24 protein-coding genes are annotated in these 19,011 nt (G+C 66.1%); 5 read left to right on the forward strand and 19 right to left on the reverse strand.

All coding sequences use genetic code 11. The annotated features are described in order from the left end of the window. Positions 1 to 485 precede the first annotated feature (485 nt). Entirely contained in the window at positions 486 to 1,847 is a 1,362-nt protein-coding gene (dnaA, locus tag LH19_RS00005; protein ID WP_054723816.1) for a chromosomal replication initiator protein DnaA, read from the forward strand. Between the two features lie 110 nt (positions 1,848 to 1,957). Here the strand turns inward: dnaA and LH19_RS00010 are convergent, their stop codons facing one another. The 4 genes from LH19_RS00010 to secB all read right to left on the reverse strand — a co-directional run bounded on the left by LH19_RS00010 (position 1,958) and on the right by secB (position 5,942). Then, positions 1,958 to 2,641 (reverse strand): DUF4136 domain-containing protein, encoded by a 684-nt coding sequence (locus LH19_RS00010; RefSeq protein WP_167346260.1) that lies wholly within the window; start codon positions 2,639 to 2,641, stop codon positions 1,958 to 1,960. A gap of 127 nt (positions 2,642 to 2,768) precedes the next feature. Further along, a complete protein-coding gene (gene trpS, locus LH19_RS00015) occupies positions 2,769 to 3,785 on the reverse strand; it encodes a tryptophan--tRNA ligase (RefSeq protein ID WP_054723818.1) in 1,017 nt (338 codons plus the stop codon). Positions 3,786 to 3,788: 3 nt separating this feature from the next. Continuing rightward, on the reverse strand, positions 3,789 to 5,396 hold the full coding sequence (gene murJ / locus LH19_RS00020; RefSeq protein WP_054723820.1) for a murein biosynthesis integral membrane protein MurJ: 1,608 nt from the start codon (positions 5,394 to 5,396) through the stop codon (positions 3,789 to 3,791). A gap of 27 nt (positions 5,397 to 5,423) precedes the next feature. Then, positions 5,424 to 5,942 carry a protein-export chaperone SecB gene (secB, locus tag LH19_RS00025; RefSeq protein WP_054586353.1) on the reverse strand — a complete coding sequence of 173 codons (519 nt, stop codon included), beginning with the start codon at positions 5,940 to 5,942 and terminating at the stop codon, positions 5,424 to 5,426. A 266-nt stretch (positions 5,943 to 6,208) separates the two neighbouring features. On the opposite strand from secB, the gene LH19_RS00030 reads away from it, so the two are divergent. From LH19_RS00030 to LH19_RS00040, 3 genes are read left to right on the forward strand one after another with little or no spacing between them, the layout of a single operon-like run. Further along, positions 6,209 to 6,877 carry a Tim44/TimA family putative adaptor protein gene (locus tag LH19_RS00030; protein WP_145923304.1) on the forward strand — a complete coding sequence of 223 codons (669 nt, stop codon included), beginning with the start codon at positions 6,209 to 6,211 and terminating at the stop codon, positions 6,875 to 6,877. Between the two features lie 19 nt (positions 6,878 to 6,896). Next, complete coding sequence (locus tag LH19_RS00035) at positions 6,897 to 8,240, forward strand: murein transglycosylase A (RefSeq protein ID WP_054723822.1); 1,344 nt, start codon at positions 6,897 to 6,899, stop codon at positions 8,238 to 8,240. Positions 8,241 to 8,246: 6 nt separating this feature from the next. Continuing rightward, on the forward strand, positions 8,247 to 8,822 hold the full coding sequence (locus LH19_RS00040) for a Smr/MutS family protein (protein WP_054723824.1): 576 nt from the start codon (positions 8,247 to 8,249) through the stop codon (positions 8,820 to 8,822). Between the two features lie 9 nt (positions 8,823 to 8,831). Here LH19_RS00040 and dapE read toward each other — a convergent pair whose 3' ends face one another. Further along, the gene (gene dapE / locus LH19_RS00045) at positions 8,832 to 9,965 is read right to left on the reverse strand and encodes a succinyl-diaminopimelate desuccinylase (RefSeq protein ID WP_054723826.1); all 1,134 of its coding nucleotides are present in this window, start codon (positions 9,963 to 9,965) and stop codon (positions 8,832 to 8,834) included. A 96-nt stretch (positions 9,966 to 10,061) separates the two neighbouring features. Between dapE and LH19_RS00050 the strand changes: the two genes are divergently transcribed. Then, the gene (locus LH19_RS00050; protein WP_054723828.1) at positions 10,062 to 10,529 is read left to right on the forward strand and encodes a cupin domain-containing protein; all 468 of its coding nucleotides are present in this window, start codon (positions 10,062 to 10,064) and stop codon (positions 10,527 to 10,529) included. A 6-nt stretch (positions 10,530 to 10,535) separates the two neighbouring features. On the opposite strand, the gene LH19_RS00055 is transcribed toward LH19_RS00050, so the two are convergent. From LH19_RS00055 to LH19_RS00115, 14 genes are all read right to left on the reverse strand, one after another. Then, complete coding sequence (locus tag LH19_RS00055; protein WP_054723830.1) at positions 10,536 to 11,180, reverse strand: hypothetical protein; 645 nt, start codon at positions 11,178 to 11,180, stop codon at positions 10,536 to 10,538. A gap of 73 nt (positions 11,181 to 11,253) precedes the next feature. Continuing rightward, complete coding sequence (locus tag LH19_RS00060) at positions 11,254 to 11,925, reverse strand: glutathione S-transferase family protein (protein ID WP_054723832.1); 672 nt, start codon at positions 11,923 to 11,925, stop codon at positions 11,254 to 11,256. A 46-nt stretch (positions 11,926 to 11,971) separates the two neighbouring features. Then, positions 11,972 to 12,616, reverse strand: coding sequence for a ribosome biogenesis GTP-binding protein YihA/YsxC (yihA, locus tag LH19_RS00065; RefSeq protein ID WP_054723834.1), 645 nt, complete (start codon positions 12,614 to 12,616; stop codon positions 11,972 to 11,974). A 105-nt stretch (positions 12,617 to 12,721) separates the two neighbouring features. After that, positions 12,722 to 14,479: a membrane protein insertase YidC gene (gene yidC / locus LH19_RS00070; RefSeq protein ID WP_054723835.1), complete on the reverse strand. Its 1,758-nt coding sequence runs from the start codon at positions 14,477 to 14,479 to the stop codon at positions 12,722 to 12,724. Positions 14,480 to 14,520: 41 nt separating this feature from the next. Next, complete coding sequence (gene yidD / locus LH19_RS00075; protein WP_054723837.1) at positions 14,521 to 14,733, reverse strand: membrane protein insertion efficiency factor YidD; 213 nt, start codon at positions 14,731 to 14,733, stop codon at positions 14,521 to 14,523. Beyond that, a complete protein-coding gene (rnpA, locus tag LH19_RS00080) occupies positions 14,730 to 15,077 on the reverse strand; it encodes a ribonuclease P protein component (protein ID WP_082395348.1) in 348 nt (115 codons plus the stop codon). The genes yidD and rnpA overlap by 4 nt, the downstream gene beginning before the upstream one ends. Positions 15,078 to 15,106: 29 nt before the next feature. Next, entirely contained in the window at positions 15,107 to 15,241 is a 135-nt protein-coding gene (gene rpmH, locus LH19_RS00085; RefSeq protein ID WP_054586364.1) for a 50S ribosomal protein L34, read from the reverse strand. 101 nt (positions 15,242 to 15,342) lie between these two features. Then, the gene (locus LH19_RS00090) at positions 15,343 to 15,654 is read right to left on the reverse strand and encodes a PGPGW domain-containing protein (protein ID WP_234716034.1); all 312 of its coding nucleotides are present in this window, start codon (positions 15,652 to 15,654) and stop codon (positions 15,343 to 15,345) included. Positions 15,655 to 15,830: 176 nt separating this feature from the next. Next, positions 15,831 to 15,965, reverse strand: a complete 135-nt coding sequence (locus LH19_RS27595) for an entericidin A/B family lipoprotein (protein WP_145923598.1) — start codon at positions 15,963 to 15,965, stop codon at positions 15,831 to 15,833. Between the two features lie 144 nt (positions 15,966 to 16,109). Next, positions 16,110 to 16,901, reverse strand: coding sequence for a hypothetical protein (locus tag LH19_RS00095; RefSeq protein WP_054723840.1), 792 nt, complete (start codon positions 16,899 to 16,901; stop codon positions 16,110 to 16,112). A gap of 95 nt (positions 16,902 to 16,996) precedes the next feature. Further along, entirely contained in the window at positions 16,997 to 17,650 is a 654-nt protein-coding gene (locus tag LH19_RS00100) for a glutathione S-transferase family protein (RefSeq protein WP_201258400.1), read from the reverse strand. Beyond that, positions 17,650 to 18,102, reverse strand: a complete 453-nt coding sequence (locus tag LH19_RS00105; RefSeq protein WP_054723842.1) for a hypothetical protein — start codon at positions 18,100 to 18,102, stop codon at positions 17,650 to 17,652. Before LH19_RS00105 ends, LH19_RS00100 begins: the two co-directional genes overlap by 1 nt. Further along, entirely contained in the window at positions 18,089 to 18,586 is a 498-nt protein-coding gene (locus tag LH19_RS00110; protein ID WP_054732750.1) for a VOC family protein, read from the reverse strand. Before LH19_RS00110 ends, LH19_RS00105 begins: the two co-directional genes overlap by 14 nt. Continuing rightward, positions 18,586 to 18,999: a VOC family protein gene (locus LH19_RS00115; RefSeq protein ID WP_054723844.1), complete on the reverse strand. Its 414-nt coding sequence runs from the start codon at positions 18,997 to 18,999 to the stop codon at positions 18,586 to 18,588. Before LH19_RS00115 ends, LH19_RS00110 begins: the two co-directional genes overlap by 1 nt. Between the last annotated feature and the right edge of the window lie 12 nt (positions 19,000 to 19,011).

The raw sequence follows: 19,011 nt of genomic DNA on the forward strand, positions 1-19,011 counted from the left end.
CAAAGGACCCGCCGGCATCGTCCGGCGGGTCTTTTTTGCGTCCGCAGCGCGCGCGCGATTGTGACGCGGTCATGGCAATAGTGTTGCAGCGCGGTAAGTGACGGATTTACGGCGATTCGTTTCCTTGGGCTCCGACTGTCATAAATAAGGCACTGAAATAAAAGGATTAAATGACCCTTCGGCGATTTTCTGAGGGGTCAGGTGAGTCAAGATTTTTATTTCAGTATTTTTACACGGCCGACCCTTGATCGACTCGCGGCGCCCTGACTAGACAGGGGTGTCGTCGGCCTTCGCCGGTGGCCGCCACATCGACATGATTCGCATTTTTTCGGGCCCGTTGCCCGGGAAAGGATGCTTGCGCCTTGCCGCAGGCGCCGAATCGGCATGTGCCGGCCGCCCGCGCTGTTTGATGACCGGGGGATTCGGGGGCGGTACGGCGTGACACAAAAGGGAATCGGCATGGTATCGACGCGGGAGCAAGGGCGATGAGCGGCGATGCCGCAACGCTCTGGCCGCGCGTCGCCGAAGGGCTGCGCCGCGACCTTGGCGCGCGTACCTTCGACCATTGGCTGAAGCCGGTGCGCTTCGCCGATTATTGCAGCCTGTCGGGGGTGGTGACGCTCGAGACGGCGAGCCGCTTTTCGGCGAACTGGATCAACGAACGCTTCGGCGACCGGCTCGAACTCGCGTGGCGGCAGCATCTGCCCGCGGTGCGCAGCGTCGCGGTGCGCGGCGGGGCCGCCGCAGCCGACCGCGCCGCGATTCTCGCCCAGCCGCCGCTGCCCGCTTTCGAAGCGCCGCAGGCGCCGGCGGCGAATCCGGCGCTGCTGAACTTCGATCCGCGCCTGTCGTTCGACCGCTTCGTCGTCGCGCGCTCGAACATCCTCGCCGCCAACGCCGCGCGCCGCATGGCGATGGCCGAAGCGCCGCAATTCAACCCGCTCTACCTTTGCTCCGGCACCGGGCAGGGCAAGACGCACCTGCTCCACGCGATCGCGCAGGCCTATGCGCTGATCCATCCGACCGCGAACATCATCCTGATGTCGGCGGAAAAATTCATGCTCGAATTCGTCGGCGCGATGCGCGGCGGCGACATGATGGCGTTCAAGGCGCGGCTGCGCGCCGCCGACCTGCTGCTGCTCGACGATCTGCAGTTCGTGATCGGCAAGAATTCGACGCAGGAGGAATTGCTCCACACGATCGACGACCTGATGACTGCGGGCAAGCGCCTCGTCGTCACCGCCGACCGTCCGCCGACGATGCTCGACGGGGTGGAGGCGCGGCTGCTGTCGCGGCTGGCCGGCGGGCTGGTCGCCGATATCGAGGCGCCCGAGGATGACCTCCGCGAACGGATCATCCGCCAGCGGCTCGCCGCGATGCCGATGGTCGAGGTGCCCGACGACGTCGTCGCCTATCTGGTCAAGCATTTCACCCGCAACATCCGCGAGCTCGAAGGCGCGCTCAACAAGCTGCTCGCCTATGCGGCGCTCACCGGCGCGCGGCTCGACCTCGCGCTGGCCGAGGACCGGCTGGCCGAAAATGTCCGGAGCGCACGGCCGCGGATCACGGTCGACGAGATCCAGCGCGCGGTGTGCGCGCATTACCGGCTCGACAAGAGCGAGATGGCGTCGAAGCGCCGCGTCCGCGCGATCGCGCGCCCGCGTCAGGTCGCGATGTATCTCGCCAAGGAACTGACCCCGCGCTCCTATCCCGAAATCGGGCGGCGCTTCGGCGGCCGCGACCATTCGACCGTGATCCACGCGGTGCGCACGGTCGAGGCGCTGCGCGTCAGCGACAGCGAACTCGACGCCGAGATCGCGGCAATCCGGCGCGCGCTCAACAGTTGATCCACAGGCTTCTGCCGGACTTATCCCCGGACTTGTCCACACGTCGGCGCCGGGCATGAAAAAGTCCGCCTTCCTGTCGGAGGGCGGGCTTTTCGCTTTCTGCGGGTGGCTCAGCCCTTTTCGGGCGGTGCCACCGTGATGCGCACCCGTTCGCCCGAATTGCCGGGGAAGTTGGTGAACATCGCCTCGATCAGGTTCGGGACGATCTGCTGCAGATTATTGTCGCGCGACTGCGCCTCGGCGCGGCCCTCGAACAGGCGGTAGCCGTCCGACGCGCGGTTGATCTGCAACTGCATGCCGCTGGTATAGACGGTGTAGCTGCTGACGTCGTTATAGCCCCAGCCGGGGCCCCACATGAACGGGTCGCTCCAGCCATAGACATAGCGGCGGCCGCGCGGCCCGCGGACGATCACCGGGCGATAGAAGCCGCCGCCGTAATAGCCGCCCCAGGGGCCGCCGAAGCCGGGGCTCGAGACCACCCGCTCGCGGCCCTTGTCGACGCCATAGTCCATCCGCACCAGCATATCGGGCCGTTCGCCCGACGCGGCCGGGCGATAGCCATAACGCGTCAGTTCGCCGGCGACGATGCTCGCATATTGATTGAATTCGATCCCGCCCTGCAACGCGGGGTCGCTCGATTCGATCGCGAAGCTCTGGCCCTGCGGGGCGGGAAGCTGCGTCTGGAAACGCGCCACATCGGCTTTGAACGGCGTTGCGCACCCGGCCAGCGCCAGTGCCGCGCCCGTCATGGCGGCAAGGCCTAGCCGCCGGAGGTTCATCTTGCTCATCTTCATGCTCCGTGATTCGATGCGCATATGTATCGCACTCATATAGCATGACTACGCCGATGCGACTTAACCTTGGTTGAACCCGTTTCGTCGCAACTTCGTTCCCGGCCGGTTCTCCGTCGCCGCTGTCATTTCAGCGACATAGGCCGAGTATGCCATAAGTGGCGTCGAGCGTCGGTTTTGCAAGGGCGCGCGCCTTGCCGGCGCCCTTTTCCAATATCGCGTCGAGCGTCGCATGATCGTCCTTGAGCGCGACGAAGCGCGCGTTGATCGGCCCTAGCTTTTCGACCAGCAATTCGCCGAGTGCGGGTTTGAACGCGCCGAAGCCCTTGCCCGCGAAATCGCCGAGCACTGCATCGACCGAAACATCGGCGAAGGTCGCATAAATGCCGACGAGATTCTTCGCCTCGGGCCGTCCCTCCAGCCCCGCCGCTTCGGACGGCAGCGGCTCGGGGTCGGTCTTCGCTTTGCGCACCTTCTGCATCATCGTGTCGGCGTCGTCGGTCAGGTTGATCCGGCTCATGTCCGACGGGTCCGATTTCGACATTTTCGCCGATCCGTCGCGCAGGCTCATGATCCGCGCCGCGCCCGGCGGGATGATCGGTTCGGGCAGGGTGAAGACCGGCGCCTCGGGGCTTGCGTAATCGTTGTTGAACTTCTGTGCGATGTCGCGCGCGAGCTCAAGATGCTGCTTCTGGTCTTCGCCGACCGGGACATGCGTCGCCTGATAGAGCAGCACGTCGGCTGCCTGCAGCACGGGATAGGTATAGAGCGCCGCCGACGCGCTTTCGCGATTCTTGCCCGACTTGTCCTTGAACTGCGTCATCCGGTTGAGCCAGCCGAGCCGCGCGGTGCCGTTGAGCAGCCATTGCAGTTCGGCATGCGCCGGCACGCGTGCCTGGTTGAACAGCGTCGAACGATCGGGATCGATCCCGCAGGCGACGAGCGCCGCAGTCATCGCGCGGGTGTTCGCGGTCAGGTCGGCGGGGACATGCGGCATCGACAGCGCGTGAAGGTCGGCAAGGAAGAACAGGCAGTCGCCGCCGCCCTCCGCGACCTCGTCCTGCATCCGCACCCAGTTGCGGATCGCGCCCAGATAATTGCCAAGGTGCAAATTTCCGGTGGGCTGGATGCCCGATACGATCCGCATGGTCTACTCCTGTTCTGGCGCCGATACTTTCGCGCGCCGCCGCGTGAGCATGGCGAGGAGATCCTTGTCAAGCGCGCCGACGAGGAAGGCGGCGGCGAAAAAGGCCGCGCCGCCCGCGGCGACGAGCGCCCCGAGCGACCAGATGCGGTCGAACACCCCGGCGCCATAATAAGGCGCGAGCCTCGGCATCATCCACCACAGCAGCGCCGACATGGCGGCCACGGCGACGATCTGGCGTGCAATCTTGCCCGCGAGTTTCGTGGTGAAATGGAACCAGCCGCGGCGGTGGAGGACGGTGTAGAGCAAGAGGCAGTTGATGCTCGCCGACACCGCGGTCGCCGCGGCGAGCCCGACGATGCCGTACCGCTCGACGACATAGAGGTTGATCGCGATGTTGATGATCAGCGAGGCGAGCGCGGTCCACACCGGCGTGCGCATATCCTCGCGCGCGAAAAAGCCGGGGTTGAGGATCTTGACGATGACATAGGCGGGCAGCCCGGCGACCAGCGCGACGACGATGTTCGCCATGATCGCGCCGTCGGCGGCGGTGAACTTGCCACCGACGAAGAAGGCGGCGGTGAAGGCGGGGGCGCAGATCGCGAGCGCCGCGGCGGCGGGCAGGGTCAGCAGCGTCGCCATCTCGAACGCATTGCCCTGCAATCGCTGCGCCTCGGCGGCATCGCCCGAATGGATATGGCGCGACAGCATCGGCAGGATCGCGGTGCCGAGCGCGATGCCGACGATGCCGAGCGGCATCTGGTTCAGCCGGTCGGCGAGCTTGAGCAGGGTCAGCGATCCCTGCGGCAGGCTGGTCGCGAAGAAGGTGTCGACGAACTGGCTGATCTGATAGATGCCGGCGCCGAAGGTCGCGGGCAGGATCAGCAGGCCGAGCTTCTTCACCTCGGGCGTGAAGCGCGGCAGGCGCCAGTGGAGGCGGAGCCCGGCGCGGCGCACCGACCAGATCAGATAGGTGAGCTGTGCCACCCCGGCGAGGCTGACCGACACGGCGAGCGCGATCGCGACGATGCGGTCGTCATGCCCCGGCCCGCGCAGCCACGCGCCGGTCAATATGCCGCCGATCAGCACGATGTTGAGCAGCACCGGCGCAAAGGCGCCCGGTGCGAAGCGCGACCGCGCGTTGAGCAGGCCCGACAGCATCGCGACGAGGCTGACCAGCGCCAGATAGGGAAAGGTCAGGCGGCTCAGGAGCACCGCGAGGTCGAACTTGCCCGGCACCTCCTGGAAATCGCGCGCGAGGATCCACACGATGCCCGGCATCGCGATCATCATCAGCCCCGAAAAGGCGAGCAATACCCAGAGGAACACCGACAAGACGTCATCGGCGAATTTCGCCGCGGCCTCCTCGCCGCCGCCCTCGCTCTCGGCCTTGTGCAGCGCGCGGCTGTACATCGGCACGAAGGCGACCGAGAAGGCGCCCTCGGCGAACAGGCGGCGAAAGGTGTTGGGGAGGGTGAAGGCGAGCTGGAAGGCGTCGGCGGCCAGCCCGGCACCCAGCACGCGGGCGAGCAGCATGTCGCGCGCAAAGCCGAAGATGCGGCTGACCAAGGTCAGCCCGCCGATCGTCCCGACGCTTTTGACCAGGCTGGTCAAGCCGCGCGCCCGCCCCGCAGGATCGCTTTAGGCTTCGCCGACCGGCGCCGGGATGTCGGCCTGACCTTCGCCCTGCGCCTGAACCTGCTGCATGAACAGGCCGTGGAAATCGATCGGTTCGAGGAGCAACGGCGGGAAACCGCCGTCGCGGACCGCATCGGCGATCACGCGGCGCGCGAAGGGAAACAGGATGCGCGGCGCTTCGGCGAGGAAGAAGGGCTGGAGCTGGTCGTCGGGCACGTTGCGGACGCCGAACAGGCCGGCATATTTGAGATCGACGACGAACGCCGTGCCCTCGTCGCCCTTCGACGTCACATCGACCTTCAGCGCGACTTCGTACAGATTGTCGCCGACGCCTTCGGCGCTGATGTTGAACTGGACGTCGAGCTGCGGTGCCGACTGCCACTGATAGACGGCGGGCGCGTTCGGGTTTTCGAACGACATGTCCTTCACATATTGCGAAATCAGGCCGATCGCGGGGCTCGTATCCTCGCCGTTGGGCTGCAGGGCGGGGTTATTGAGGTCGCTGCTGGTCTCTTCGGCCATGGTCAAGTCTTTCGTCTGGAAATCGAAGGAAGGATCGGCACCGTCAGCCGGATGGCCCCGCCGCCGGAAAGTTGCGGCGGCGCTTAGCAGCGCCGCGCGACCAGCACAATGGGCGTCCGTCCGGGGCAGTCCGGGCGCTTGCCCGCAACCGTCGGGCGCGCCAGACGTTGACCTGTCGCGCGCGCCAAGTCATGGAGATTTGAAACATTGGCGCGCATCGCCTATGTTAAGCCCGATTATTCTATCGCCGCATTGGACATTTGCCCGTGACCGCTTTTTCGATCGTCTTGCTCGCCATGATTGCCGCCTTTCTCGGCATGCGGCTTTATTCGGTGCTCGGCAAGCGCACGGGGCACGAACAGGAACCCGTGCTGCCGCGCCGCGACGACCGTGCGGCGCCCGCTCCGGTCCGTCTCGACGACGGCGATGCGCCGGCGACGACGCAGGGTGGCGCGGCCGATACTTCGGGGCTCGTCTATGAGCCTGCCGCCGAAACCGGGCTGCGCGCGCTGCTCGCCGCCGACCGCCATTTCGACGCCGGCCGCTTCATGGAAGGCGCCGAATCGGCCTATCGCATGATCCTCGAAGCCTATTGGAGCGGCGACCGTGACACGCTGCGCGACCTGTGCGACGACGACAGCTACGAAGCGTTCGCCGAAGCGATCGCGGCGCGCGAGGCACGCGGCGAAAAGCTCGACAACCGCCTGATCGGGATCGATTCGGCCAAGATCACTGCCGTCGACCTGCATCGCAACGAAGCGCGGGTCACCGTGCGTTATCGTGCCGACATCAGCGCGATCACCCGCGATGCCGACGGCCGGATGATCGCCGGGTCGATGAGCGATGCGTCGGCGACCGACGATCTGTGGACTTTCCGCCGCACGATCGGCAGCAGCGACCCCAACTGGCTGCTCGACGAAGCCGAAGCAGCCTGAGCCGGTGCCCGTAGCGGTGATGGCGCGACGCGCGCGCGCTTTCGGATTCGCATCCTTGCTGGCGCTGCCGCTGCTCGCCGGCTGTGCATCGATTGTTCCCGATGCCGGGGCGGGCCCGGTTGCCGCCAATCCGCCGCCTGCGAGCGGCAAACCGGCGCCGACTCCGACATCGACTCAAGCGCCGACCGGCCCGGTTCGCCCCTATCAACCGCGTCCGTCCGAAAGCGGCGTCGTCGCGGCGAAGCCGATCCCGGCGACGCCCAATCCCGCGCTCCCCGCGGCGCCGGTCCCCGTCGGTGCGACGACCGCTGCGACGAGCGGCGTCATTGCCGGGCCGGCGTTCGACAAGCTCGGTGTGTCGGCGGCGCAGGCGAAGGCCGCGCTCGCCGCCTTCCGGCTGAGCTGTCCGTCGGCGCAGCGCCGCGCCGACGCCAGCGGGCTGACGCAAAATGCCGACTGGGCCGAAAGCTGCAACGCGGCGAAGGGCTGGGCCGACGATGACGCGAGCGCCTTTTTCGCGCGCTATTTCGGTACCGTGCAGGTCGGCGCGGGTGCTGCTTTCGTCACTGGCTATTACGAACCCGAAATCGCCGGATCGCGAACGAAGCGCGCGGGATACGACGTGCCGATCTATCGCCGTCCGAACGATCTGGTCGACGTCGATCTCGGCCAGTTTTCGGCCGACCTCAAGGGGAAGAAGATCCGCGGCCGCGTCGAGGGTACGAATTTCGTCCCCTATTACGACCGCACGACGATCGAACGCGGCGCGCTCGAAGGGCGCGGGCTCGAGATCGCCTGGGCGGCCGACGCGGCCGAATTTTTCTTCCTGCAGGTGCAGGGTTCGGGCCGCCTGCGCCTCCCCGACGGCGGCGTGATGCGCATCGGTTACGACAGCCAGAACGGCCGCGACTATGTCGGGATCGGCAAGCTGCTGCTCGACCGCGGCGAACTGCAAAGCGGGCAGGCGTCGATGCAGGGCATCCTTGCCTATCTGCGCGCCGATCCGGTGCGCGGCGCGGCGGTGATGAACGAGAATCCGAGCTGGGTCTTCTTCCGCGAGATCACCGGCCCGGGACCGCTCGGAGCGCTCGGGGTTCCGGTGACCGGCCGGGCGAGCGTCGCCGCCGATCCCAAATATGTGCCGCTCGGCGCTCCGGTCTTCCTGTCGCTCGACCGCGCCGAACCCAATGGGCTGTGGATCGCGCAGGATACCGGCGGCGCGATCAAGGGCGCCAACCGCTTCGACAGCTTCTGGGGCGCGGGCGACGAAGCGCGCGCGATTGCCGGCGGCATGTCGGGGCGCGGTTCGGCGCTGCTGCTGTTGCCGCGCGCCAGCATCGCGCGGCTGATCCCCGCGCGCTGACGCGCCATGGGACGGCGGCTCGCTCCCGAAGAAAACGCGCTCTGGAAAAAGGTCGCCGCGACGGTCGAACCGCTGCGCAAACGCGCGCCGGTACTCGATCCCGCCGCGCCGCCGACCGTGCGCCCGCCGAAGGTGTCGCCCCGCACCCCGGTCACTCCCGCCGCCGCGCCGCGTCCGGCACCGAAGCTGCCGCCGCCGCGCCGTACGCATCAGACCGCAACGCTCGACGGCCATTGGGACCGGCGGCTGCGCAAGGGGCTTGTTCGCCCCGACATGAGCATCGACCTGCACGGGCACACGCTCGCGTCGGCGCAGGCGCTGCTCGACGATGCGATCGGCCGCGCGCTGCTGCGCGGCGCGCGCGTGCTGCTCGTCGTCGCGGGCCGCCTCCGCCCCGGCGCCGACCGCTTGCCGACGATGCACGGCGATCCGCGTCCGCGCGGCGCGATCCGCGCTTCGCTGCCCGACTGGCTCGCTTATTCGCCTTATGCCGACGCGATCGTCGCGCTGCGCCCCGCGCACATCAGCCACGGCGGCGCGGGGGCGGTTTATGTGATCCTGCGGCGCGCCAGGGAAGATTAGGCGCCAGGACTAAAGAAAAGCGCGCATCAATATGCCGCGATAGATGGCGGTCAGCGTGTGGAGGTCATCGACGGCGACCGCCTCGTCGAGCTTGTGCATCGTCGCATTGGTCAGCCCGAATTCGACCACCGGGCACAGCGCCGACAGGAAGCGCGCGTCCGATGTGCCGCCCGTCGTCGAAAATTCGGGCTGTATGTCGGTCTCGGCATGGATAGCCTCGGCGACCAGCGCCGACAGGTCGCCCGGCGGGGTCAGGAAAGCCTCGCCTGAAATCTTGCCGAGGACCTTCGCATTCGGTTCGACCGCATGCGCGATGCGTTCGATCATCGCGACCAGATCGGCGCCCCGGTGCTGGTCGTTGAAGCGGATCGACAGCCGCGCGCGCGCCGACGCCGGAATGACGTTGGTCGCGCCGTTGCCGACCTCGATATCGGTGAATTCGATGTTCGACGGCTGGAACCAGTCGTTGCCCTCGTCGAGTACGACCGCGTCGATTGCTGCTGCGATCCTGACCAGCTTGGGGATCGGATTGTCGGCGAGGTGAGGATAGGCGACATGGCCCTGCGTTCCGGGCACGTCGATCCAGATGTTGACCGACCCGCGCCGCCCGATCTTCACCATGTCGCCGAGCCGGTTGACCGAGGTCGGCTCGCCAACGACGATCATGTCGGGGCGGACGCCGCGCCCCTCCATATGCTCCATCAGCGCCCGGGTGCCGAAGATTGCCGGGCCTTCCTCATCGCCGGTGATGATCAGGCTGATCGTGCCTGCTTCGACCGGCGTCGCGGCGGCAGCGGCCACGAAGGCGGCGATCGAACCCTTCATGTCGACCGCGCCGCGGCCGTAGAGCAGGTCGCCGCGGACCTCGGGAACGAAGGCGTCGCCGGTCCAGCCGACGCCCGGCGGCACGACGTCGAGATGCCCGGCAAAGCCGAAATGCTTCGGACCCTTGCCGGCGCGCACCGCGAGCAGATTCTCGACCGGCCCGTCGGGCTCGATGCCGTCGATGAAGCGTTCGACGGTGAAACCGAGCGATACCAGCGCCGCCTCGAGTACGTCGAATACCGCGCCGGTGGCGGGGGTGACGCTGGGCGCGGCGATCAGGGCTTGTGCCAGTTGGACGGGGTCGATGCCTTGGGTCATGCCGCTCCCTTACGCCCTGCACCGGTCGTAAGTCGAGGCTTTGCATCGCGGCGCGATTATGCGAAACAAAGGAAGAACAAATGCCAGAGGACTGCCATGCCCAAGCTCGATCTCGATGCCATCCCGCAGACCAACGCGACCGGCTATCCGGCGCCCTACAGCGAACGCGTGCAGGGGCGCTGGTACCGCCGCCTCGCCCCGGTGACCGGGCTCGACGATTTCGCCGCCAGCCATGTGGTGCTCAAACCCGGCGCCTGGTCGTCGCAGCGCCACTGGCACGCCGGCGAGGACGAGATGCTGGTGATGATCGCCGGCGAGGCGGTGCTGGTCGAGGACGAGGGCCGCTGGCCGATGCGGCCCGGCGATATCGCGGTGTGGCCGAAGGGCAGCACCAACGGCCATCACCTGATCAACGAATCGGATGCCGACTGTGTGTTCGTCGCGCTGGGCGGCGGCAAGAAGCACGACACCGGCGGCGGCTATTCGGACATCGACATGCTGTTCACGCCCGATGGCTATTTCCACAAGGACGGCACGCCCTATCCGACAGCGCGGCTTCCGTGAGCGGCGCTAAAGGATCTGGAAACTCAGCAGGGTGAACCGGGCGGGAGCGGTGGCGAAGACGCCATGTCCCCGCCGTCCCGACGACCCGAATACCAGGCCGATGCGATCGATATCGGCCAACGCATCGTCGATCGCTCCGGGCGCGGATGCCGGCTTGCGTCCGTTGACCGACGTCCAGTTCGGGTCGTCGAACCGGATGCTGACCTCCTGCTCGCCGGGTGCGATCCGGCGAACCGTGGCGGACGGCGCGTACCAGCGATAATATTGGAAACTACCTTGTCCATTCCAATTGTCGCCGCGCCGCTGGAAATAGACCGAGACGGTTGCGGGGACGTCGGGCGTCTCCTGCGGCACGAAGCGCGTGTCCGGCGCGGCATCGACCCGGTAGCGCACGACGATGCGCGATTTGCCGGCGATCGGCCCCGGCCGGAAGGTGACATAATGGACATGCCCCGCCGCGGCATCGGGTGCGGGAAAATCAAAGGACCAGCCATTGTGCGCCGGTTCCGGATTGCGCGGCATGCCCTGCGAATAATTTTTGCCCCGGATGACCGGGCCGATTTCCCAATGCCGAGCGGGCGGCGACGCCGCGCAGGCGGCGGTAGTCAGGGTCGCGGCGACGACCGCGGAGGCGAATATCTTGCTGTACATGCAGCGGAAATAGCACCGTGGCGGCTACCTGTCCTGAACGGAGCATTCAGCCGCGGTTGGTTCGGAATCGAATCTAACCCTCGACCGGCCCCTCGAACTTCTCGATCACCCAGTCTTCGGCCTGCGCGCCGCCGATCCATTCCTGCATGTGCGGGTGGCTGATCACCGCCTGGCAATAGGGCAGGGCAAAGCGCGGCAGCGGGATCGAGTAGGTGACGAACCGCGTGACCACCGGCGCGAACATGATGTCGGCCGCCGACCATTCGCCGAACAGAAAATCGCCTTCGCCGCCGAAGCGGGCGCGGGCCTCGGCCCAGATCTGGAGGATGCGGATGACGTCAGCCTGCACCTCGGGCAGCAGTTCGGCCGCCGGATAGATGCGGCGGATGTTCATGCTGTGGTTGCGACGCAGCGCGGCGAAGCTCGAATGCATTTCGGCGGCCATCGACCGTGCCATCGCGCGCGCCGCCATGTCGTCGGGCCAGTATCCGCGCGTGCCGCCGGTCTTTTCGTTCAGATAGTCGATGATCGCGAGGCTATCCCAGACGACGATGTCGTCGCCGTCCCACAGGATCGGGACCTTGCCGCCCGACGGCGCGAATTCGTCGCCCTCGCGCCGGTTCGACCATTCCTCGTCATAAAGCGGGACGGTGACTTCCTCGAACGGCAGGCCGCTATGCCTGGCGGCGAGCCAGCCGCGCAGGCTCCAGCTCGAATAGGCCTTGTTGCCGAGGAAGAGTTTCATGCGTTGTCCTTTGCTCCCTCCCGCTTGCGGGAGCGGAGCGCGTCCGTCAACTTTCGACCGCTTCCAGCACTGCGGTGCGCAGCTCGGCGATCCCCATGCCCTTTTCGCTGCTCGTCGCGATCACCTGCGGATGCGCCGCCGGATGCTTGCGCGCTTCGGCCTCGGTCGCGGCCTGCACCGCGGCAAGGTCGCTCGCCTTCACCTTGTCGGTCTTGGTGAGCACGAGCCGGTAGCTGACCGCCGCGAGGTCGAGCATTTCGAGCACCTCGCGGTCGACATCCTTGATGCCGTGACGGCTGTCGATCAGCACAAGGGTGCGTTTCAGCACCGCGCGGCCGCGGAGGTAGTCGTTGACGAGGAAGCGCCACTTTTTGACGACATCCTTCGGCGCCTTCGCAAAGCCATAGCCCGGCATGTCGACGAGGCGGAACACCAGAGGCGATCCGACGTCGAAATAGTTGAGCTCCTGCGTCCGCCCCGGCGTCACCGACGTGCGCGCGAGCCCGTTGCGGTTGGTCAGCGCGTTGAGCAGCGACGATTTGCCGACGTTCGAGCGGCCGGCAAAGGCGATCTCGGGCACGCCGGGCGCGGGCAGGTGCTGCAGCGCCGGTGCCGATTTCAGGAAGGCAATCGGCCCCGCAAACAGCTTCCGCGCGCGTTCGGTCAGAAGGGGGTCGTCACTATCCATCATTGTCATCCCCGCGAAAGCGGGGATCCAGCGTGCTGCCGCCGAAGTCTCCGCTTTCACGCTCTGGGTTCCCGCTTTCGCGGGAATGACAAGAAAAGGTGCGAATCGTCACTTCGCTATCGCTGTCTTCAGCTCGGGGAACTTGCGGTACATCCACTGCTGCTGCGCAATCGACAGGCAGTTGTTGGTGATCCAGTAGAGCAGCAGCCCCGCCGCGAACGGCGCCATGATGAACATGAACATCCACGGCATGATCTTGAACACCTGCTGCTGCACCGGATCGGTCGACTGCGGGTTCAGGCGGAACTGCAGCCACATGGTGATACCGAGGATCAGCGCGAGGATGCCGATGCTGAGCAGCGACGGCGGCGTGAACGGCAAAAGGCCGAACAGGTTCAGGATATGCAGCGGATCGGGCGCCGACAGATCCTTGATCCACAGGATGAACGGCTGGTGGCGCATTTCGATCGTCAGCATCAGCACCTTGTACAGCGCATAGAAGATCGGGATCTGCAGCACGATCGGCAGACAGCCGGCGAGCGGATTGATCTTCTCGTCCTTGTAGAGCTTCATCAACTCCTGCTGCATCTTCGGCTTGTCGTCCTTGTACCGTTCCTGCAGCGCCTTCATCTTCGGCTGGACGAGGCGCATCTGCGCCATCGAACCGAACTGGCGCTGCGCGATCGGGAACATCAGGGTGCGGATGATCAGTGTCAGGATCATGATCGCGACACCGAAATTGCCGACCTGGCGGAACAGCCAGTCGAGCAGTTTGAAGATCGGCACCTCGAAAAATTCGAACCAGCCCCAGTCGATCGCGTTCGACAGGCGCGTGATGCCCTGGTCGTCCTGATATTTCGACAGGATGCTGACTTCCTTCGCGCCGGCGAAAATGCGGCTGTTCGTCGTCACCTGCGTGCCCGGTGCAACCTGGCGGAAATCGCGCGCGAAGAGGGTCTGGTAATTGTTCGCCGCGGGCGAACTGATCGCGGCGGTGACGCGCTCGCCCTTTGCCGGGACGATCGCGGCGAGCCAATATTTATCGGTGAAGCCGAGCCAGCCCGCCGAATTATAGCGGACGGCGCGATTCGGCGCTTCTTCGACATCGTCATAATCGACGTCGAACACCGACTTGCCGCCAAGGTAGCCGGTCGGGCCGATGTGGATCGTCCAGCTATCCTTCTCGTGCGGATCGGTCGGCTTGCCGAGGCGGTCGATCAGCGCAAAGCTGCTGGCGCTGATCGGCGCGGTTCCGGTGTTGGCGATCGTCTGCTTCGCGGTGATCAGATAATTGGCGTCGATGCTATATTCGATGCGGAAGGTCTGGCCGGCGCCATTGGCCCAGCTCAGCGTGACCGGCGTCGTCGGGGTCAGCTTGGCGCCCGTGGCGGTCCAGACGGTGTTGGGCCCCGGCACCTGCACGCCCTGTGCCGACCAGCCGATGCTGGCGAAATAGGCGGCTGCGGTGCCGCCGGGTGCGAACAGGCGGACCGGCGGCGAATCCTTCTGGATCGTCTGGCGATATTTGGTGAGCGTGATGTCGTCGATGCGCGCGCCGACAAGGTTGATCGAGCCCGACAGCGCCGGGGTCTCGATCGGGATGCGCTGTCCTTCGCGGAGCACCGTCTCGATCGGGCGGATCGCGGCGGGCGCCGACGCGGCGGCAGGGGCGCCCGGGGTCGGCAGCGCCGACGGCTGGCCCTGCGCCGCCGGGGTGGCGGCGGGCGCGCCGCCCGTGCCCGCGACGGTCTTCGTCACGTCGGGCTTGGCGGGCGTCGGGAAGAATTTCTCGGCGACGAAGTTCCAGCCCAGGAGGATGGCCACCGACAACAGGATTGCCGCGATCAGGTTACGTTTGTCGTCCACGCTCGTTGGTCTCTCTTCGTCTCGATGTCGGGATAGATTTATTACGGCACCGGGTCGTAACCGTGCCCGCCCCATGGATGGCAGCGCAATAGCCGCTTTGTCGCCATCCAGCCACCCTTGATCGCACCATGGCGTTTCAGCGCGACGATCGCATATTCGCTGCACGATGGCGCATAACGGCACGTCGGCGGCAGGATACGCGACGGGCCAAGCTGCCAGCCGCGCGCGATCAGGATGAGCAGCTTCGCGATCATGGCGCCTTTGTCGCCAGCTTCTTTGCGGCGCGCGCTAGCGCCGAATCGAGCTGCTCGCCCAGCTCGGCAAAGACGATGTCGTTGCCGCCCGGTCGGCCGATCAGCACATGATCGGCGCCGGCGATGCCCGATTCGGGCAGCGCGGCGCGGCAGAGCGCGCGCAGCCGGCGCTTCATCCGGTTGCGCGTGACGGCGTTGCCGACCTTCTTGCTGACGGTGTAGCCGATGCCCCGCGCGTCATCGCCGTCGCCGCGCGGGCGGACGAGCAGGACGAAGCCGGGCATAGGAAAGCGAAGGCCGCGGTTCGCGGCCAGAAATTCGCTACGTTTTGAAAGCGTTCGCACCAGCGGAACTGGCGCAGAAGCGTCAGCGATCAGGCCGACAGCTTCTTGCGGCCCTGCGCGCGGCGGTTGGCGAGAACCTTGCGGCCGCCGACAGTCGCCTTGCGGGCGCGGAAACCGTGACGGCGCTTGCGCACGAGGCGGCTCGGTTGATAGGTGCGCTTCATCGCGGTATCCCCAAATTCTCTTTAAAGGCTCTAACAGAAAAGGGCCGCCAAACGTGGGCGGCCACCGATGGAGGCGCGGATAAGCGAGAGTCGGCGCAAAGTCAATCGTCATCCATGACGCTTTCGAGCCGCGCCCGTGCTCGCCGCCGCGCGGCGCTGACCCGGCGCATCACCCGGTCGGCCCAGTCGCCGTAGCGCGGATGGCGCCATTTGAAGCGGACATAGACGCGCTTCGCCCAGGCGCTGTTCTGCAAGCACAGCATCAACCCCACGGGAAAGACGATCAGGAAGCCGGGGCCCGGCAGCGGCCCGATGATCACCGCGACGATCATCAGCAGCACGCCAAGGCAGAAGAGCCCCGAACGCACCTGCGCATTCGACCGCATCCGCTGATAGAGGCTTCGTTTCGCCATAGCGGACGATGTGGGAAAGGCGGCGGCGTGTTACAAGGCTAAAGCAGTCGGCGCACAACGCCGGTCACTCTTAAGGGCGAGAGTCGTTCTGCTTCGAGGACAGCCTTCAGGCCATCGCAGTTAATCGTCAACGCCGGTTCACGCCGATCCGTCAACGCCGCTCACGACCCCGAACTCTAGCAGTTTCCTTTGACACCATCCACGCAGTCGCCAGCCGATTCGACGTCCTTACCAGCACCTTCAACGGTGTTGCAGGCCGACAGAAGCAGCATCGAGCTGCCAATTGCGAAAATTGTCAGAAGCTTCTTCATCATCTCTCTCCGACGATGAGGATCGGGCGATCCTCCATCTGATGCGAACGGCTGCTCGCAACGATTGTTCCGTTGCACCGGCGTCGCGCTAGCCGAAGCGTTCGAAATGACGGTCGGGGAGAAGAAGGGGCGTGGCGACGCTATTCAGTCGAGCGTCACGAATCGCGCCATATCGTCGCGCGTCAGGTAACGGACGTCGTCGAACGGGGTGCTGTTGGTCAGCGCATAGAATTGGCGGGCTTTCTCGGGCGCCATGCCCATTTCGCGATAGAGCCCCAGATATTCGGCATGGACCGGATCGTTCGCGGGATAGTCCTTTGCCTCGCGGCCATATTCGTCGGCCCAGCTATGGACGCCGAATTCGGCGTCGGGGGCGGCGCTGCGTTTCGCGCCGGCAAGCCACAGCTCGACCGCGCCCGACCGCACCGATCCGCCTGCGGGGACGACGGTTTCGAGCCCGGCGCGGCGGATCGCACGCGCGAGGATCAGATTGGCTTCCTCGTCGAGGCTGCCCGGGCAATCGACCATCTCGATCCGCCGGATCGTCGGGAAGGCCGCGAGCATCGCCGCGAACTGGCGCGGCGTCGCGCCATCGACATCGCCCGCCATGCGGACGGTCGAACCGTCGATCACCGCGAAGGGACCGAAATGCGCCTTGGCGTGCCCGAGCGTCGCGAGCGCGGCGCTGGGTGCGTAGCGGCGGGTCGCGCCCCCAAAGGCTTCGACGCCGGCGTCGCTGGCCAGCGCCTCGTCGTCGAGCAGCGCTTCGTCCTCGTCGATGGTGCTGCCTTCGTCGGCATCCGCATCGTCATAGCTCCACGTCACCGTCGTCGTGGTGACGGTGAACGCCTGCTGCGCATGCACCGGCGCGAACGCGATCACCGCCGCGAACAGCGCGGCGATCAGCGTGCGGACAATGGCGCTCGGCGAAACCATGAGGCCGCCTTCGCGCGCGCGGGGCTACCAAATGGCAAAGCGGCAATGTCAGCGGCGCGTTAACCGCATTATGGGACGCCGGACGACGGGGCGCTTCAATCGCGGTCGGGCGCGCCGAGCGGGAAATAGGCGCGGTACGGCCGCGCCTCCTCGACGCAGCGTGCGATCGACGGATACGCGAGCAGGCGGGCGCGATAGGCGCGCAGATTCTCGAAGGCCTCGGGGATCGGATGCACCCAGTCGGCGTAGAAGAGCGACGGCCCCGCGGCACAGTCGGCAAGGCTGAAGCCGTAGGGCGTCGCCCAGCCGCCGCCCGCCAGTTCCTTGTCGAGCCAGCCATAGACGGTCTCAAGCGCCGCCTTCGACTGGTCGACGATCATCGGCACATGATTGTCGGGGCCGCGGATCGCATCGGCGACCACCGACTGCATCCGGCCCATCACATGATTGTCGAAGACGCGGTCGAACAGCCGCACCTTCAGCGCCGCGTCGAACTCTGCCGGGATCAGCCGCGGTTCGGGAACCAGATGGTCGAGATATTCGATGATCACCGACGATTCGAAATAGGGCGTCCCGTCATGGACGATCAGCGGGAACTGGCCGACCGGCCAATGCGCCCGCAGTTCGGGCATATGATCGGGAAAGGCGGGGTCGACCGAACGATAGTCGAAATCGATCCCCTTCTCGTACAGCGCGATCAGCGCCTTCCATGTGTAGGAGGAAAAGGGGTGGCCATAGAAGGTCAGCATCAGCGGGCGTCCTTGCGGGTCAGCCAGGCGCACGGCCAGCCGACGAAGAAGATATGCGGGAAGAGCGCGACCGCGCCCTTGACGAGGTCGACCGGCGGGAAAGGCGAGCCGAAGCGCAGCGGCAGCACGATCCCGTTCATAATGTAATAGAGGAGCAGACCATAAAAGGTGCCGGTCAGCCACCATGGCCACGCCGTCAGCGCGGCCCAGCGCCGTGCGACGAAGAACCACGCCGCGACCATCGCGCCCATGATCGCATAATGCGTCGCGAGCCCTGCAATGTCGCCGCCGATGCCCCAGTTACGCGCGCCGTCGCCGAACGGGCCGCTGGCGACGGCGTGCAGCATCGACGAGACGGTGCCGCCCTGCACGAGGCTCGACACCGCCGCATAGACGATATCGAGCGTGCCGCAGAGGGCCCATGCGAAGAGCGCCGGGCTACGCCGCGCCAACGGCTTCGCCCCGGATCGCGGCCTCGATCGTGGCGATGTCGATCTTCTTCATCGCCATCATCGCATCGAACGCGCGCTTGGCCGCTGCCTTGTCGGGGTTGGTCATCACGTCGGTCAGGACGCGCGGGGTGATCTGCCAGTTGACCCCCCATTTGTCCTTGCACCAGCCGCACATGCTTTCGGCGCCGCCGTTATCGACGATCGCGTTCCACAGCCGGTCGGTCTCCTCCTGCGTGTCGGTGTGGACCTGGAAGGAAAAGGCCTCGTTGTGCTGGAAGGCGGGGCCGCCGTTGAGGCCGATGCACGGAAAGCCGAGCACGGTGAAATCGACGGTCAGCACATCGCCCTCCTTGCCGCTCGGGTTGTCGCCGGGCGCGCGGTGGGTCGCCCCGACCTTGCTGTCGGGAAAGGTCGCGGCATAGAAGTTCGCCGCTTCCTCGGCGTCCTTGTCGTACCACAGGCACAGCGTAGCTTTACCGGACATCATTTCTCTCCTTTTACCGGGCAGCCGATCGACCATGTGTGGCCGAACGGATCCTTGATCTGACCATAGCGGTCGCCCCAGAACATGTTGTCGAGCGGCATGATCACCGCCGCGCCGGCGGCGACCGCGCGGTCGAACCACGCGTCGGCGTCGTCGACCTGCAGGTGCAGCGTCACGCCGTTGGGGGGCGAGCTTTCGTTATCGACATATTCGGGGAATTCGTCGTGGAGCATCAGCGATGCGCCGTTGACGGTCAGATGCGCATGCATCAGCCGCACCCCGTCGTCGGCGGGCATGCGCATATTCTCGGTCGCGCCGAACGCCTCGACGTAGAAGTCGATCGCTTGCGTCCCGCGCTTGTCGGCGATCGCCAGATGCGGCGTCAAGCCGGTCGTCGGTCCCTGATTTTCCATCGTCTCTCTCCT

This window comes from Sphingopyxis macrogoltabida (assembly GCF_001314325.1).
GTDB lineage: Bacteria > Pseudomonadota > Alphaproteobacteria > Sphingomonadales > Sphingomonadaceae > Sphingopyxis > Sphingopyxis macrogoltabida.